Source organism: Vibrio sp. TMPB1044 (assembly GCF_030442075.1).
GTDB lineage: Bacteria > Pseudomonadota > Gammaproteobacteria > Enterobacterales > Vibrionaceae > Vibrio > Vibrio satsumensis.
The window spans coordinates 23,835-39,124 of sequence record NZ_JAUJED010000005.1; the positions used below are offsets into that span (position 1 = coordinate 23,835).

General features: G+C 45.2%; 13 protein-coding genes and 1 pseudogene. 10 read left to right on the top strand and 4 right to left on the bottom strand.

Annotation, left to right across the window (positions count from 1 at the left end; genetic code table 11):
- Window positions 1-111 precede the first annotated feature (111 nt).
- Window positions 112-1,005 carry a DMT family transporter gene (locus tag QQ041_RS02105; protein WP_060983249.1) on the bottom strand — a complete coding sequence of 298 codons (894 nt, stop codon included), beginning with the start codon at window positions 1,003-1,005 and terminating at the stop codon, window positions 112-114.
- 138 nt (window positions 1,006-1,143) lie between these two features.
- On the opposite strand from QQ041_RS02105, the gene rmuC reads away from it, so the two are divergent.
- The 7 genes from rmuC (at window position 1,144) to tatC (ending at window position 7,479) form a co-directional block, all read left to right on the top strand.
- Window positions 1,144-2,676 carry a DNA recombination protein RmuC gene (rmuC, locus tag QQ041_RS02110; protein ID WP_285953007.1) on the top strand — a complete coding sequence of 511 codons (1,533 nt, stop codon included), beginning with the start codon at window positions 1,144-1,146 and terminating at the stop codon, window positions 2,674-2,676.
- Window positions 2,677-2,741: 65 nt separating this feature from the next.
- Window positions 2,742-3,521 carry a bifunctional demethylmenaquinone methyltransferase/2-methoxy-6-polyprenyl-1,4-benzoquinol methylase UbiE gene (ubiE, locus tag QQ041_RS02115; protein WP_026012235.1) on the top strand — a complete coding sequence of 260 codons (780 nt, stop codon included), beginning with the start codon at window positions 2,742-2,744 and terminating at the stop codon, window positions 3,519-3,521.
- 98 nt (window positions 3,522-3,619) lie between these two features.
- Window positions 3,620-4,225, top strand: coding sequence for an SCP2 domain-containing protein (locus tag QQ041_RS02120; protein ID WP_285953008.1), 606 nt, complete (start codon window positions 3,620-3,622; stop codon window positions 4,223-4,225).
- Window positions 4,222-5,856 carry a ubiquinone biosynthesis regulatory protein kinase UbiB gene (gene ubiB / locus QQ041_RS02125; RefSeq protein ID WP_052880270.1) on the top strand — a complete coding sequence of 545 codons (1,635 nt, stop codon included), beginning with the start codon at window positions 4,222-4,224 and terminating at the stop codon, window positions 5,854-5,856. Before QQ041_RS02120 ends, ubiB begins: the two co-directional genes overlap by 4 nt.
- 53 nt (window positions 5,857-5,909) lie before the next feature.
- Window positions 5,910-6,164 (top strand): Sec-independent protein translocase subunit TatA, encoded by a 255-nt coding sequence (gene tatA / locus QQ041_RS02130; RefSeq protein ID WP_017060154.1) that lies wholly within the window; start codon window positions 5,910-5,912, stop codon window positions 6,162-6,164.
- Window positions 6,165-6,167: 3 nt separating this feature from the next.
- Window positions 6,168-6,575, top strand: a complete 408-nt coding sequence (gene tatB, locus QQ041_RS02135) for a Sec-independent protein translocase protein TatB (protein WP_285953009.1) — start codon at window positions 6,168-6,170, stop codon at window positions 6,573-6,575.
- A gap of 148 nt (window positions 6,576-6,723) precedes the next feature.
- Window positions 6,724-7,479 carry a twin-arginine translocase subunit TatC gene (gene tatC, locus QQ041_RS02140; protein ID WP_017060156.1) on the top strand — a complete coding sequence of 252 codons (756 nt, stop codon included), beginning with the start codon at window positions 6,724-6,726 and terminating at the stop codon, window positions 7,477-7,479.
- Window positions 7,480-7,767: 288 nt separating this feature from the next.
- On the opposite strand, the gene QQ041_RS02145 is transcribed toward tatC, so the two are convergent.
- Window positions 7,768-8,529 carry a TatD family hydrolase gene (locus tag QQ041_RS02145; RefSeq protein ID WP_285953010.1) on the bottom strand — a complete coding sequence of 254 codons (762 nt, stop codon included), beginning with the start codon at window positions 8,527-8,529 and terminating at the stop codon, window positions 7,768-7,770.
- A gap of 208 nt (window positions 8,530-8,737) precedes the next feature.
- Here QQ041_RS02145 and hemB point away from each other — a divergent pair, with 208 nt between their 5' ends.
- The 3 genes from hemB (at window position 8,738) to polA (ending at window position 13,785) form a co-directional block, all read left to right on the top strand.
- On the top strand, window positions 8,738-9,781 hold the full coding sequence (gene hemB / locus QQ041_RS02150) for a porphobilinogen synthase (RefSeq protein WP_285953011.1): 1,044 nt from the start codon (window positions 8,738-8,740) through the stop codon (window positions 9,779-9,781).
- 76 nt (window positions 9,782-9,857) lie between these two features.
- The gene (locus QQ041_RS02155; RefSeq protein ID WP_285953012.1) at window positions 9,858-10,292 is read left to right on the top strand and encodes a GNAT family N-acetyltransferase; all 435 of its coding nucleotides are present in this window, start codon (window positions 9,858-9,860) and stop codon (window positions 10,290-10,292) included.
- A gap of 679 nt (window positions 10,293-10,971) precedes the next feature.
- Window positions 10,972-13,785: a DNA polymerase I gene (polA, locus tag QQ041_RS02160; RefSeq protein ID WP_285953013.1), complete on the top strand. Its 2,814-nt coding sequence runs from the start codon at window positions 10,972-10,974 to the stop codon at window positions 13,783-13,785.
- A 506-nt stretch (window positions 13,786-14,291) separates the two neighbouring features.
- Here polA and QQ041_RS02165 read toward each other — a convergent pair.
- Window positions 14,292-14,435: pseudogene (locus tag QQ041_RS02165) on the bottom strand (GTP-binding protein); the annotation flags it as partial.
- Between the two features lie 94 nt (window positions 14,436-14,529).
- Window positions 14,530-15,189, bottom strand: a complete 660-nt coding sequence (gene yihA, locus QQ041_RS02170; RefSeq protein WP_017631972.1) for a ribosome biogenesis GTP-binding protein YihA/YsxC — start codon at window positions 15,187-15,189, stop codon at window positions 14,530-14,532.
- Between the last annotated feature and the right edge of the window lie 101 nt (window positions 15,190-15,290).

The following is a 15,290-nucleotide window of genomic DNA, read 5'->3' on the forward strand; positions in this document are numbered from 1 at the left end:
AAATTACATAAAAATGGCGAGTCATACGACTCGCCATTTTTGTATCTAGTTTAGCGTTACAGGTAACTAAATTGATGGTTTTCGCGATCAATCGAGTCTTTTGGCTCTTATTTACGCCGGTTTGTTTTTTGAAAACTTGATCTGTTGAATAACCAAGCCAGCAATGATCAGTACCAAACCAAACAGTGTCGCTGGGTGAATCTCTTCACCAATGATGGTTGAAAGTAGCATCAGTGAGATAAATGGCGAGGCAAAAATCAGGTTGCTGATACGTGCTGTATTGTTGGTTAGCTTGAGTGCTGATAACCACAATACAAAGGTAATCCCCATCTCGAACAGACCAACGTAAGTCACCGCCATCCAACCCTTCGCCGTAATTTGGCTAAAGCTTTCGCCTTCGTAAAGGGTTAAACCGATCGCGAAGGGTAATGCAACTAAGAAACCAAGCAGCACGCCAACCACTGGGTCAGCCTTGTTTTTGGTGTTGAGAATCCAATATCCCGCCCAAAGTAGAGTAGAAAGCAGCGCCAGTGCCACACCGAGTGGGCTGTCGAACTGCATGCCTAACACATCGCCTTTGGTCGCAATAACTACCACACCCGCATAGCTGAAAGTACAGGCGATCCAATCTTGCTTACGAATCTTTTGCCCCAGAAAAACCGCCGCCATTAAGGTTAGCGTGATAGCCCAGCTGTAGTTGATAGCTTGAGCTTGAGAAGCGGGCAGCAGGTCGTAGGCTTTGAATAGGATCAGGTAATAGGCCAATGGGTTAACCAAGCCAAGCAGCAGGTAATACCAAGGGTTTGAAAGGAACGTTGTACTCAGCTGAGAAAGCTTGCCTTGAAAAGCGCAGACTGCGATCAGCGCAATCGACGACACAATGCTAGCGATAGTCAGCATTTGAATAGGTGAAAACTCAGCAAGGGTCAGCTTAAAAGCAGTAGCGACCGTTGACCACAGCAGTACTGCGGAAAGGCCAAAGCCTAAGGCACGACGTTCGTTCATGGTAACTCATTCTAATTTGATGGGACAGAATACGGAGCGCCTAGTCTATCTGCCGAATTTTAATACGGCAAACTGGACATTTATCCAGTATCAAAATACCATTTAATGAGTTATTTCCAATTAGGCTAAATCATTATCATGCAATGGATTATCGAACATCAGGCAACGCTTATTGCTGCAATTTCTGGCGCGCTCGTCAGCGGTGGCGTCGTGGGTTGGTGGATTAAACAGAAGCTCTCTTTTCAGCAGCGATTGCTCGAACAGCAGCTAGAGTCCGATCGTTTGTTGCATGAATCTCAGCAATCTCAGCTCAAATCATCACTCGCAGAGGCGCAACAAGAACTCAATGAGTTAGATGATGACCGAGACAAAGCGGCATTCGAGCTCAAACAGGCGCACGGTAAGGTGATGGCTGCGATGGAAAAGCTGCGCTACTTTGAGGCGGTAAAGCAAGAGCGCCAGCAGTACGCTGATGAGATCAATGTGCTTAAGGATCACAAGTCTGAATTGGAAGCTGAACTTCGTGAGCAAGAGGCAAGGCACGATCAAGAAAACCTCGCCAATAGCGAAAAGCTGCAGTTGCTAGAACAAGCTGAATCTCGACTTAAGCAGCAGTTTGAGTTGTTAGCGAATCAACTGTTTGAGAGCAAAACTGCCAAGGTCGATCAGCAGAATAAGCAGAGTCTTGAAGGTTTGTTATCGCCGCTGAGAGAGCAGTTAGAGGGCTTTAAGAAGCAGGTTAATGATAGCTTCAGTCAAGAAGCCAAAGAGCGTCATACCTTAGTGCACGAGCTTAAGAACCTACAACGTTTGAATGAGAGTATGACGCGTGAAGCGGTGAATCTGACTCAAGCGCTAAAGGGCGATAACAAACAGCAGGGTAACTGGGGCGAAGTGGTACTGGCTCGCGTGCTGGCTGAATCAGGGCTACGCGAAGGCCACGAATACCAAACGCAAGTGAATCTGCAAAACGATGCAGGCAAGCGTTACCAGCCGGATGTGATCGTGCATTTGCCACAAGATAAGCAGGTGGTGGTCGATTCGAAAATGGCTTTGGTCGCGTTTGAGCGCTACTTCAACGCTGAGACCGATCAACAACGCGACGCAGCACTGCGTGATCATTTGGCTTCATTGCGAGCGCATATTAAAGGCTTGAGCCAAAAGGATTATCATCAGCTCAAAGGTATACAGAGCCTCGATTATGTATTGATGTTTATCCCGGTTGAGCCAGCATTCCAAGTGGCGATTCAGGCGGATCCTAGCTTGGTTAAAGATGCGATGGAGCAAAACATTATCTTGGTTAGCCCAACTACTCTGCTGGTGGCACTGCGGACCATTGATAACTTATGGCGCAACGACAGACAAAACCAGAACGCACAAGTTATCGCGGAACGTGCGAGCAAGCTTTACGACAAGCTGCGCCTGTTTGTTGATGATATGGAAGGCCTTGGCAGCTCACTTGATAGAGCCAACCAAAGTTATCAAGGGGCGATGAATAAGTTAGTCACAGGGCGGGGCAATGTGATTCGTCAGGCTGAAAGCTTCAAGCAATTGGGAGTTGAAGTGAAGAAACCGATTTCGATTGGTTTGGCTGAAATGGCGCAAAATGAGGCTTTTTCAGAAAATGCCTCCTTAGTAGAAAGACAACCTGCTGAGGATAAAGTAAACTAATCGGCCGCAGCGCCTCTAAATACAAAGAGCGCTGTCGATGAGAACTTACCATGGTAGATAACAGCATTATGGACACAAGCGTGCAGACAAATTCAGCAGTAGAGTCAGAAACCACACACTTTGGTTTCGAAACAGTCGCAAAAGACGAAAAAGTCGCGAAAGTAGCAGAGGTATTTCACTCTGTAGCCGCTAAATACGACATCATGAATGACTTAATGTCGGGTGGTGTTCACCGCTTGTGGAAGCGATTCACGATTGATTGCAGTGGCGTTCGCCCGGGTCAACGTATCCTTGACCTTGGTGGTGGTACTGGCGACCTGACTGCGAAGTTCTCGCGTATCGTTGGTGAAAAAGGCCACGTGGTTCTTGCTGATATCAACAACTCAATGCTGAATGTTGGTCGTGATAAGCTGCGTGATAGCGGTATTGTTGGCAACGTACATTACGTTCAAGCAAACGCTGAAGAGCTGCCTTTCCCAGACAACTACTTCGATTGCATTACTATCAGCTTCTGTCTGCGTAACGTAACCGATAAAGACCAAGCGCTACGTTCAATGTACCGCGTGCTTAAGCCGGGTGGTCGTCTGTTGGTTCTTGAGTTTTCTAAGCCAGTACTTGAGCCGCTATCAAAGGTTTACGATGCATACTCTTTCCACCTGTTGCCAAAAATGGGTGAGCTGATTGCTAACGATGCAGACAGCTATCGTTACCTTGCAGAATCTATCCGCATGCACCCTAACCAAGAAACCTTGGAAGGTATGATGCAGGAAGCGGGTTTCGAGAATACTAAATACTTCAACCTAACGGGCGGCATTGTTGCGCTGCACCGCGGTTACAAGTTCTAGTCGAACTTGGTAGCAGGCTCGTAGGGCGTGCTAAACAATAAGAATAAAGACAGAACGGATAGGTTAAGGCTTATCCGTTTTCAAAGGTAAGGACAGTCATGCCATTTGATCCATTGGTAACCGCGGTTATTGAAACCTCTTTAAATACTTTCGTGAACGATGATCCAGCACTGGTTCGTCGTTTGTCTCGTTTAAAGGGGCAGATCATTCAAGTCAATTTGAAAGAGTTGAATAAAACACTCACTTTCGTTTTCAGCCAGCAAATCGATGTGTTGTCGGAATACGAAGGGCAGCCTGATTGCTACCTATCTTTGAACCTATCGGTGTTACCTGAACTGCGTGAGCAATCGAACATCACTAAGCTTATCAAGCAAGATAAGCTGATCTTAGAGGGTGATATTCAACTGGCACAGAAATTTGCTCAGCTGATGACAGACTGCAAGCCTGACTTGGAAGAGTGGTTATCTCGTGTGACGGGTGATGTGGTTGCGCATACCTTGGTCCAAGGCGTTAAAAACGTCGGTGGTTTTGTGGCGAAGCAAGCCACTAAGCATCAAAACCATGTTGCTCAAGTTCTGACAGAAGAGTGGAAGATCGCACCTGCACCGTTAGAAGTCGCGTACTTTTGCGACCAAGTTGATGACGTAAAAAGCTCTGCTGCTCGTCTTGAAGCTAAGTTGAACGCTCTGTTGGAGAAAGCATGACCCCAACAGAACTGAAACGTCTTTATCATATTATCAAGGTACAGTTGGAATACGGCCTTGATGAGTTGATGCCGGAACACCAACTGACTAAAGCTCCTTTGCTGGCGCGAAAGTCACTGTTTTGGCTTAAGAACAAGCATCAAGATAAAGAGTTGGGTCATCGCTTGCGTCTTGCGTTGCAAGAACTTGGCCCTGTGTGGATCAAGTTTGGACAGATGATGTCGACACGTCGTGATCTGTTCCCTCCTCATATAGCCGATCAGTTGGCGTTGTTGCAGGACCAAGTTGCGCCGTTTGATGGTCAACTGGCTAAGCAAGATATGGAAAAGGCGCTGGGTGGCAGTTTAGATAACTGGTTTACCGACTTTGATATCGAGCCGCTTGCTTCTGCTTCTATCGCTCAGGTGCATACTGCCAAGCTTAAAGAGAGCGGTCGAGAGATTGTTCTCAAGGTCATTCGACCTGATATTCGCCCGGTGATTGACGCAGATCTAAAACTGATGCACCGAATGGCGCGTATAGTCGCTAAGTCGCTTCCTGAAGCACGTCGTTTGAAACCAGTTGAAGTCGTTCATGAGTACGAGAAAACATTACTTGATGAACTAGACCTGCGCCGAGAGGCGGCTAATGCGATTCAACTGCGACGTAATTTTGAAGGCAGTGAAGAGTTGTATGTCCCTGAGGTTATCCCTGATTTAAGCAGTGAAACCCTGATGGTGTCAGAGCGAATCTATGGGATTCAAGTATCCGATATTGAGACGCTAGAAGCCAACGGCACCAACATGAAATTGCTGGCGGAACGTGGTGTGACGGTATTCTTCACCCAAGTATTCCGAGACAGCTTTTTCCATGCAGACATGCACCCGGGCAACGTATTCGTTAACCCAGAGAATCCCGATAACCCTCAGTGGATTGGTTTGGATTGTGGCATTGTCGGCACGCTCAACAGCGAAGATAAGCGCTATTTAGCAGAGAATCTGTTGGCTTTCTTTAATCGAGATTACCGTAAGGTTGCAGAGCTGCACGTTGATTCGGGGTGGGTTCCACACGACACCAACGTCAATGATTTTGAGTTCGCGATTCGTATGGTGTGTGAGCCAATTTTTGCAAAACCACTTGGCGAGATCTCATTTGGCCATGTGTTGCTAAACTTATTTAATACAGCAAGACGTTTCAATATGGAGGTTCAGCCTCAGTTGGTACTTCTACAGAAGACCTTGTTGTATGTGGAAGGCCTAGGTCGCCAGTTGTATCCGCAACTTGATTTGTGGGCAACTGCCAAGCCTTTCCTTGAAACCTGGATGATGAATCAGGTGGGGCCGCAAGCTGTGATCAACGCAGTAAAAGAGCGCGCGCCATTCTGGGCAGAAAAACTGCCAGAGCTGCCAGAGCTACTTTATGACAGCTTGCGCCAAGGTAAAGCGATGAACCACAGAATGGATCAGCTTTATCAAGGCTACCGAGATAGTAAGCGTCAGCAAGCAACTGGAAAGTTTTTGTTTGGCGTTGGAGCCACTTTAGTCGTATGCTCCGCAATATTAGTTTCAAGCCCTTATGAGCAGCTATCTATGGGCTGTGGCATCGCAGGTGTCACATTTTGGTTGCTTAGTTGGCGAGCTTACCGTCGTTAGACAGTAGACTCTCTTAATATTTTTATGTGTAGACAGACCCGAGGACAATGACAATGGGTGGTATCAGTATTTGGCAACTTCTAATCATTGCTGTAATTGTAATTTTGCTATTCGGAACAAAGAAACTGCGCGGTATGGGTGGTGACTTAGGTTCAGCGGTTAAAGGCTTCAAAAAAGCGATGAGCGATGAAGACAAGCCTGCAGATAAGAAAGATGCAGACTTCGAACCAAAGAATATTGAACAGCAGAAGACAGAAGCTCACGCTGAAACAACTGCTGAAACAAAGAAAGACAAAGAGCAGGCGTAAATCGTGTTTGATATCGGTTTTTGGGAACTGGTATTAATATCTGTCGTTGGGTTAGTGGTTTTAGGGCCTGAGCGTTTGCCCGTGGCGATTCGCAGTATTTCCAAGTTTGTTGGACAAGCGAAAAGCATGGCAAATAGTGTGAAAGATGAACTTTCTCATGAGCTTAAGGTGCAAGAGCTGCAAGAAAACCTACGCAAGGCGGAAAAAATGGGTATGGAAGATTTATCTCCAGACCTTAAAGCGTCAGTCGATGAACTCAAGCAGGCCGCTGCTGAGGTTCAACGTCCGTATGCTAAGCCTGAGTCTGATAAGCCAAGTGAGACTAAACCTAGTGTCACGGAAACTGTGGAATCTGAAACCATTCAGGTCAGCAGCGAAGCTTCAGCACCGTCAGATAAGAAAGCCGAATAGTCTCGCAAGGAGGAGTCGCCGGATACTTGAGTCGCTAGATGTTTAAATAGATAGCTATTCAAGTAAATAACTATTCAAGTGGATACCAATTCAACTGGATAGATACACGCGCGGCTCCTTTTCGATCTTCCTGTTTAAGAGGTTTGACATGTCTTCGACTGAGCAGACACAGCCTTTAATTAGCCACCTTCTAGAACTACGTAATCGCCTACTACGTGCGATTGTCGCGGTGCTAGTGATATTTGTTGGGCTAATTTATTTTGCTAATGATATTTATGAATTCGTATCAGCACCTTTGGTAGATCGTCTACCGGAAGGGGCGACGATGATCGCAACCGATGTTGCATCGCCATTTTTCACACCGCTGAAATTAACCTTGATCGCGTCTATATTCCTCGCGGTTCCATTTATTTTGTATCAGGTGTGGGCTTTTGTTGCTCCGGGTTTATACAAGCATGAAAAACGCTTGATCATGCCGCTATTGGCTTCAAGTTCATTGCTGTTTTACTGTGGTGTGGCGTTCGCTTACTTTATTGTATTCCCGTTGGTATTTGGCTTTTTTACGGCCATATCATTAGGGGGAGTAGAGTTCGCAACCGACATCTCAAGCTATCTTGATTTTGTACTCGCGCTGTTCTTTGCTTTTGGTATTGCCTTTGAAGTTCCAGTTGCGATTATCTTGCTGTGTTGGACGGGGGCAACAACGCCTCAATCTCTGTCTGAAAAGCGTCCTTACATTGTGGTGGGTGCTTTCATCATCGGTATGATGCTGACACCACCAGATATGATCTCGCAAACACTGCTGGCGATTCCAATGTGTATTCTGTTTGAGATTGGTCTGTTCTTCGCGCGTTTTTATACGCGTAAGCCAGATGCGGATGAAGAGGAAGAAGCTGAATCTTGATTCGGAATGCTTCAGTAAAAATCACATAATAAAAAAGCGGCCTAGGGCCGCTTTTTTATTATGTCTGTTTATCGAATCTTTAACTGATAGCCACAGTTCTGACATATATAGAGCTCTTTGATGCCCCAAATTTTATGCCATAGAGTTCGATGTTGACGTTGTAAGTGCTGTGAATGGTCACACATAATCAACTACCTCCATATGCGGGTGGTTGATGCTATACATGTCACTTAGCTTTCTCAAATAAATTCAGGAAAAATCCGTAATAATTACTTATTAATAGATTTGTTATAAATTAAACAATGATTTAGCATTGATAGTGGTTATGTTTTCGACTTCTTTAAGAGTAATTCCGCGTAATTCGGCGATGCGTTTTGCCACCAATTCTGTGTAGGCCGGTTCATTGCGTTTGCCGCGATTTGGTGTAGGTGCCAAGTAGGGGCAATCTGTTTCTAGGATGACGTAATTCATATCCAGATGTGGGATCACCTTATCCATTCCTGAATTCTTAAAGGTCGAAACACCACCTAATCCGAGGTGAAAGCCGAGCGCGTTGATCGCTTGAGCTTCTTTTAAGCTGCTGCCAAAACAGTGGAATACGCCACGTAAGCTGCCATCTTGTTCTTTACGAAGTAGGGCAAGTGTCTCTTCAATAGAATCACGAGTGTGGATCACCACAGGTAGATCGAGCTCTTTGGCCCATTGCAGTTGAGTCACAAACGCCATCTCTTGTTCAACCTTGAAGGTTTTATCCCAGTACAAGTCGATGCCAATCTCACCCACAGCGATAAAATCATGCTTATCAAACCAAGCTCGAATGATTTTGAGGGTTTGCTCGATATTCGCATCCACATAACAAGGGTGTAAGCCCATCATTGAACGGCACACATCAGGAAACTGAGCTTCCGTCGCTAGCATTGGTTCGATAGATTCTAAATCGATGTTCGGCAATAGAATGGTATCAATCCCTTGAGCCAGTGCGCGCTCTACAACTTGCTCGCGGTCTTCATCAAATTCGCTCGCGTAAATATGAGCATGAGTGTCGATCATTGTTTTGTCCTGAAAGCGGTCTTTACTGAGTTGTCATGAGTATACGGCAGTGTGAGGAGAAGGTCATTTTTTGCCATTTCTCCCTGTTTTTGAGTGGGTTTTATATTTTACTGCTAGCGTCCTGAGCCATCAGTGATATGCTTTTGCCTGTATTTAGCACTTTTCATATCTAAGTATTTCGGTGCTTAGACTAGGCAAGGAGAATCTAGTGTCTGTTTCAATTCAAGGTCAATTCCCAGGTCGCCGCATGCGCCGCATGCGTAAGCACGACTTTAGCCGTCGCCTAATGGCAGAAAATCAATTGTCTGTGGATGATCTAATCTACCCAATGTTTATCCTGATGGGTAAAGACCGCCGCGAGCCTGTCGAGTCCATGCCGGGTGTTGAACGTCTGTCGATCGATCTTATGCTTGAGGAAGCGGATTACCTTTCTAAATTGGGTGTTCCTGCGATTGCTCTATTCCCAGTCGTGAACCAAGATGCTAAAAGCTTATGCGCGGCTGAAGCCCATAACTCTGAAGGTTTGGTTCAACGTGCTGTACGTTCACTTAAAGAGCACGTGCCAAACATGGGCGTTATTACTGATGTCGCGTTAGACCCATTCACCACACACGGCCAAGACGGCATCATCGACGAAGATGGTTACGTGATGAATGATGAGACGACTGAAGTCTTGATCAAGCAAGCACTATCACACGCTGAAGCGGGTGCTGACGTGGTTGCACCATCGGACATGATGGATGGTCGTATTGGTAAGATCCGTGAAGCGTTAGAAGAAGCGGGCTATATTCATACTCAGATTATGGCGTACTCTGCGAAATACGCATCGTGCTATTACGGCCCATTCCGCGACGCAGTCGGCAGTGCTTCGAATCTGAAAGGTGGTAACAAGAAGAACTACCAGATGGATCCTGCAAACAGCGATGAAGCGATTCACGAAGTCGCGATGGATCTTAATGAAGGTGCCGACATGGTGATGGTTAAGCCTGGTATGCCTTATCTAGACATCGTGCGCCGTGTGAAGCATGAACTTCAAGCGCCGACATTTGCATACCAAGTGTCTGGTGAGTATGCGATGCACAAAGCGGCGATTCAAAACGGTTGGCTGAAAGAGCGTGAAACCGTAATGGAATCATTGCTGTGCTTTAAGCGAGCTGGTGCCGACGGCATTCTTACTTACTTTGCTAAAGATGTTGCTGAGTGGCTTGCAGAAGGCAATGCACAAGCTGCAGAGCACTTAAGAGAAAAGTAATCGTGTAGAGTTCACTTAAGTGATCAGTTAAGGGTTGGCCATTGTGCCAGCCCTTTCGTTTATAAGGATGGATAAGATGTCAGTTGTTGTACGTGAAGGCTCGTTAGAAGAGGTGGTGTCTGTTGTCGATCAGATCTCTGAGTTCGCTAAAAAAGAAAGTATCGCTTCCCTTTCAGAGCGACTGACAGGGAAAAAGAACCTTATCTTAGTGGCTGAAGAATCTGGCGTGTTGCTCGGTTTTAAGATCGGCTATGAATTGGATCAGCATACTTTTTACAGCTGGTTTGGTGGCGTGTCACCGCTCGCGAGGAACAAAGGCGTTGCACAGGCGCAATTAGATGCTCAGGAACAGTGGGTGCAAGAGCAGGGCTATAGGCAGTTAAAGGTTAAGTCCCGTAACCAGTTCCCTGCAATGTTGCGCCTGTTATTAAGAAACGGTTACTTAATCGAAAAATTTGAAGAAAAAGAAGACATTAATGACCATAGAATCCATTTTTTGAAGCAAATTTGAGCACTGGCGTTAACAGTCCATAAATTAAATGAGATTTATTCTCACTTAAGTGTTGACTATTAAATGAGAATCATTATTATTAACTTCGTCTTAGGGAATGAGGAAATGTTCACAAGGATGTTAAGTACTCAAGTATCTACTTGGTTACCCAACAGAATTCTCGCGAACTTGTACTAAGTTCTTTTTGACACGACATTGCTCACATTGCTTCCAGTGTAATTTATAGCTTTTAGGTAAAGCTGTGATATTCAATTTGAATAGCTTTACCGGTTTTTGCTAGGCGACATCTTCGGGTGTCGCTTTTTTTATACCTACCATTTCAACAATATGCATATTTAGTGGCACGTATTTTTATGAATAAAACGCCACCAGCATTCTTTTCCACAACGCAAGATCGAGAAAAGATCGTTGATCATATGTTCGATCTGTAAAATTATTCTTTATTTTCAATTGTTTATTGGTGTTTTTTGAGTTGTTTACCTTAGTTCTCAACAGGGTGGATAAATAATATAAACAGAGTTATCCACAGAACGCTTGCGTCTAAGAACAAAAAATAACAACAAATCGATTATAACGAACACAACCGAGTGAACGGATACAGATCGACAACGTGGAATCCAACCAACAGACGTGGCATTCTTAACAGATAATTTCTGTACTTACTGGATACACAAACATTATGGCTCGTATTCCTGATAATCCATTGATTCTGATCGATGGCTCTTCTTACCTATATCGCGCGTTCCATGCTTACCCTGGCACAATGAGCAATGGTGATATCCCAACTAACGCTGTTTATGGTGTAGTTAACATGCTGCGCAGCATGATGCGTCAATTTGCTTCTGATCGTATTGCGGTAATTTTTGATGCGAAAGGAAAGACGTTCCGTGATGACATGTACCCAGAGTACAAGGCAAATCGTCCACCTATGCCTGATGATCTTCGTTGCCAGATTGAGCCTTTGCACAATGTGATTCGTGCAATGGGTTTGCCACTTATCTCTATTCCCGGCGTTGAAGCGGATGATGTGATCGGTACGCTTGCTTCTCAAGCTTCTGCGATGGGTATGCCTGTGCTTATTAGTACTGGCGATAAAGATATGGCGCAGCTTGTCGATGACAACGTTACTCTGATCAACACCATGACCAACGTGGTAATGGATCGTGAAGGCGTGATTGAGAAGTTTGGTATCCCGCCAGAGCTTATTATCGATTACCTGGCGCTGATGGGCGATAAAGTCGATAACATTCCTGGTGTTCCGGGTGTCGGTGATAAAACAGCAACAGCCCTTCTACAAGGTATTGGTAGCATCGAAAAGCTGTATCAAAACCTTGATGATATTGCCGCTCTTGGCTTCCGTGGTTCAAAAACGATGGCTAAGAAGCTGATTGATAATAAAGACAACGCTGAGATGTCTTACGAGCTTGCAACAATCAAACTCGACGTCGAGCTAGAAGAGACGCCTGAGTCGCTTGTAAAAGCACAACCAAACACGGATGAGCTGATTAAGCTATACGGTCAACTGGTCTTCAAATCTTGGCTAAACGAGCTACTTGAAGGCGGCAGTGGTGTGGTTGAAGCGGATGAGAAATCTGCCGCAGCGGGAGCTGGATCAGTACGCAGCAGCGCTTCTGCAACAACGTCTACTGTAGAGATGAATACGTCTGCCGTGACGATTGATCGCAGCAACTACGAAACCATCTTAGATGAAGCTTCTTTTAATGCGTGGCTAGAGAAACTGAAAGCGTCAGAGGTGTTTGCCTTTGATACTGAAACAGACAGCTTAGATTACATGGTCGCTAACCTTGTTGGTCTATCATTCGCAACCGAAGAAGGCGTTGCCGCTTACGTACCGGTTGCCCATGATTACCTAGATGCACCTCAGCAGCTGGATCGTGACTGGGTACTTGAACAGCTTAAGCCTATTCTTGAAGATGACGCACAAGCGAAAGTAGGTCAGAACCTGAAGTACGATATGAGTGTGCTAGCGCGCTACGGTATCGAGATGAAAGGCATCAAACACGACACCATGTTGGCGTCTTACGTTTTCAATAGTGTTGGCGGCAAGCATGATATGGATAGCCTAGCGCTACGTTTCCTACAACACAGCTGCATCTCGTTTGAGCAGATCGCAGGTAAAGGTAAGAAGCAGCTTACTTTCAACCAGATTGAGCTGGGTGAGGCGTCTCCATACGCAGCAGAAGATGCGGACGTAACACTGCATCTTCATAACCGCTTAATGGAAAACATCGAGCAAGATGAAAAACTAAAAGCGATTTATGAAGAGATCGAAGTACCGCTGATTCCAGTGATGTCTCGTATTGAACGCACAGGTGTATTCATCGATGACATGTTGCTAGGCGCTCAATCGCAAGAGATTGCGGTTCGTCTTGATGAGCTAGAACAGAAAGCTTACGAGATTGCAGAGCAAGAGTTCAACATGAACTCACCAAAACAGCTGCAAGCGATTCTTTTTGAAAAAATGGGTCTACCTGTTATTAAGAAAACGCCATCAGGTGCACCTTCAACCAATGAAGAAGTGCTACAAGAACTCGCACTTGATTACCCGCTACCTAAGCTGATCATTGAGTATCGTGGTCTTGCGAAGCTGAAATCAACTTACACCGATAAGCTGCCGAAGATGATCAATGCTGAAACCGGTCGTGTTCATACGTCTTACCATCAAGCGGTAACGGCGACGGGTCGTTTGTCTTCTACTGATCCAAACCTACAGAACATCCCAATTCGTAATGATGAAGGTCGTCGTATCCGCCAAGCATTCGTGGCACAACATGGTTGGAAGATTCTAGCGGTCGATTACTCTCAAATTGAATTGCGTATCATGGCGCACCTGTCGGGTGATAAAGCGCTTCTGGAAGCGTTCCAACAAGGCAAAGATATTCACGCAGCAACTGCGGCTGAGATCATCGGCGTTAATATTGAGGATGTAACGACGGAACAACGTCGTCGTGCTAAGGCCGTTAACTTCGGTCTTATCTACGGTATGAGTGCCTTTGGTTTGGCTAAGCAGCTAGGGATTCCTCGTGGCGAAGCACAGCACTACATGGATACTTACTTCGAGCGCTACCCTGGTGTAATGCAGTACATGGAAGACACACGCAGTGCTGCTTCAGAGCAGGGCTTCGTTGAAACTATCTACGGTCGTCGTTTGCACCTTCCTGAAATTCAATCTCGTAATGGCATGCGTCGTAAAGCTGCTGAGCGTGCGGCGATCAACGCGCCAATGCAAGGTACAGCGGCAGACATCATCAAGAAAGCGATGCTATTGGTTGATGAGTGGATCCAAGCGGAAGGCGATGGTCGAGTTAAGTTATTGATGCAAGTACACGATGAATTGGTATTTGAAGTAGAAGAGTCATCTTTAGCCGAAATTGAAAGTAAAGTACAACAATTGATGGAATCAGCTGCAGAGCTAGAAGTTCCGCTAGTTGCGGAAGCTGGCCACGGTGACAACTGGGATCAAGCCCACTAATCAGTTTTTGACCTTATTGAGCAAATTAGTATGAGCCAGTGCACAAACACTGGCTTTTTTTTGTCTCAAATAAAGTTGAGTCGTAAGAAGCATTGGGATGTTTTAATAAAACATTCATGAAAAAAAACTACAAAAATTGTTTTCATTTCTGAGCAATTGTTGTACATTAAATCTCGTAGGGTACAGAGGTAAGATGTTCTATCTTTCAGACCTTTTGTTTCACGTTATTGGATTAGGCTGATTCAGCCGCCCCAGTCAGTATTTGACTGGGGCGTTTTTTCTTGTGCGAAAGAAAAATATTTCCAACCTACCATTCCCCCGTAAAATCTCTCATTTTTAGTGCCTTTTATTACACTTTCTCAAGCACCGTGATAACCCCTTATTTGCCTTAGATCTGGAATTCGATCAGCTTTTGGTAATTTAAATCCGTCTCTAAGTTGATTGTTTTATCACTTGAAATAACTTTTATTTTACAAGTAATCGATAAAGGATTGATGGGTTACACCTTATTTATCAGTGTATTGAGTCGGTGAATGGTCAATGTAGTCCATGATTTTCTGTTGTTTCTCGGTGCTGTATTTCAGGGCTTCGGCAGTAATTTGGATGGATTGCGCCATCGAAGAGATATTGTTGGTCGCTTTAACTCACGAATTTACAGAAAAAAATACCCCGCCTATATAAGGAGGGGCATTGATAAGGTGCGAACACTTGATAGTGGCGAGCTAGTCCCCCTCTATATAGAGACTACTCTGAATCGTTGTGTTCTTCGTCTGCTAACTCATCGATCAGTTGGTCTGCAAGCGCTGGTGCGAACCACTCATCCATCTTGGCACGCAGCTGGTCTACGCCGATGCCCTTCATTGAAGAGAAGACATCAACCGCCACATCACCACCGAAAGATTTCGCATCGTTACGAATTTTCAGTAGCTGTGCTTTACGCGCGCCACTTTTCAGTTTGTCTGCTTTTGTTAACAAAACTTGTACTGGGATACGGCTATCGATAGCCCAGTAGATCATTTGTTGGTCAAGGTCTTTCATTGGGTGACGGATATCCATCAATACCACTAAACCTTTCAAGCTTTCACGTCGTTGTAGGTATTCACCTAGCGACTTCTGCCATTTTTTCTTCATCTCAAGTGGTACTTGAGCAAAGCCATATCCAGGTAAATCGACGATATGACAACCGTCCGTTACCTTAAATAGGTTAATTAGCTGAGTTCGACCGGGTGTTTTACTGGTTTTCGCCAAGCTTTTTTGGTTTGTAACGCGATTTAGCGCGCTAGATTTACCAGCATTGGAGCGTCCTGCAAACGCAATTTCGATCCCTTCGTCTTCTGGTAAATGACGAATATCAGGTGCACTGGTAATGAAATGCGTGTTTTGATAATGAATTTTTACGCTCACTGTTAACTCCATCTCGACTTTGTGTAGTCGATTGATTACTTTTTTGTGAATTTGTGTAAAATAACCGTGCTCGGCATAAGGTCGCCTATTGTACCATGAGT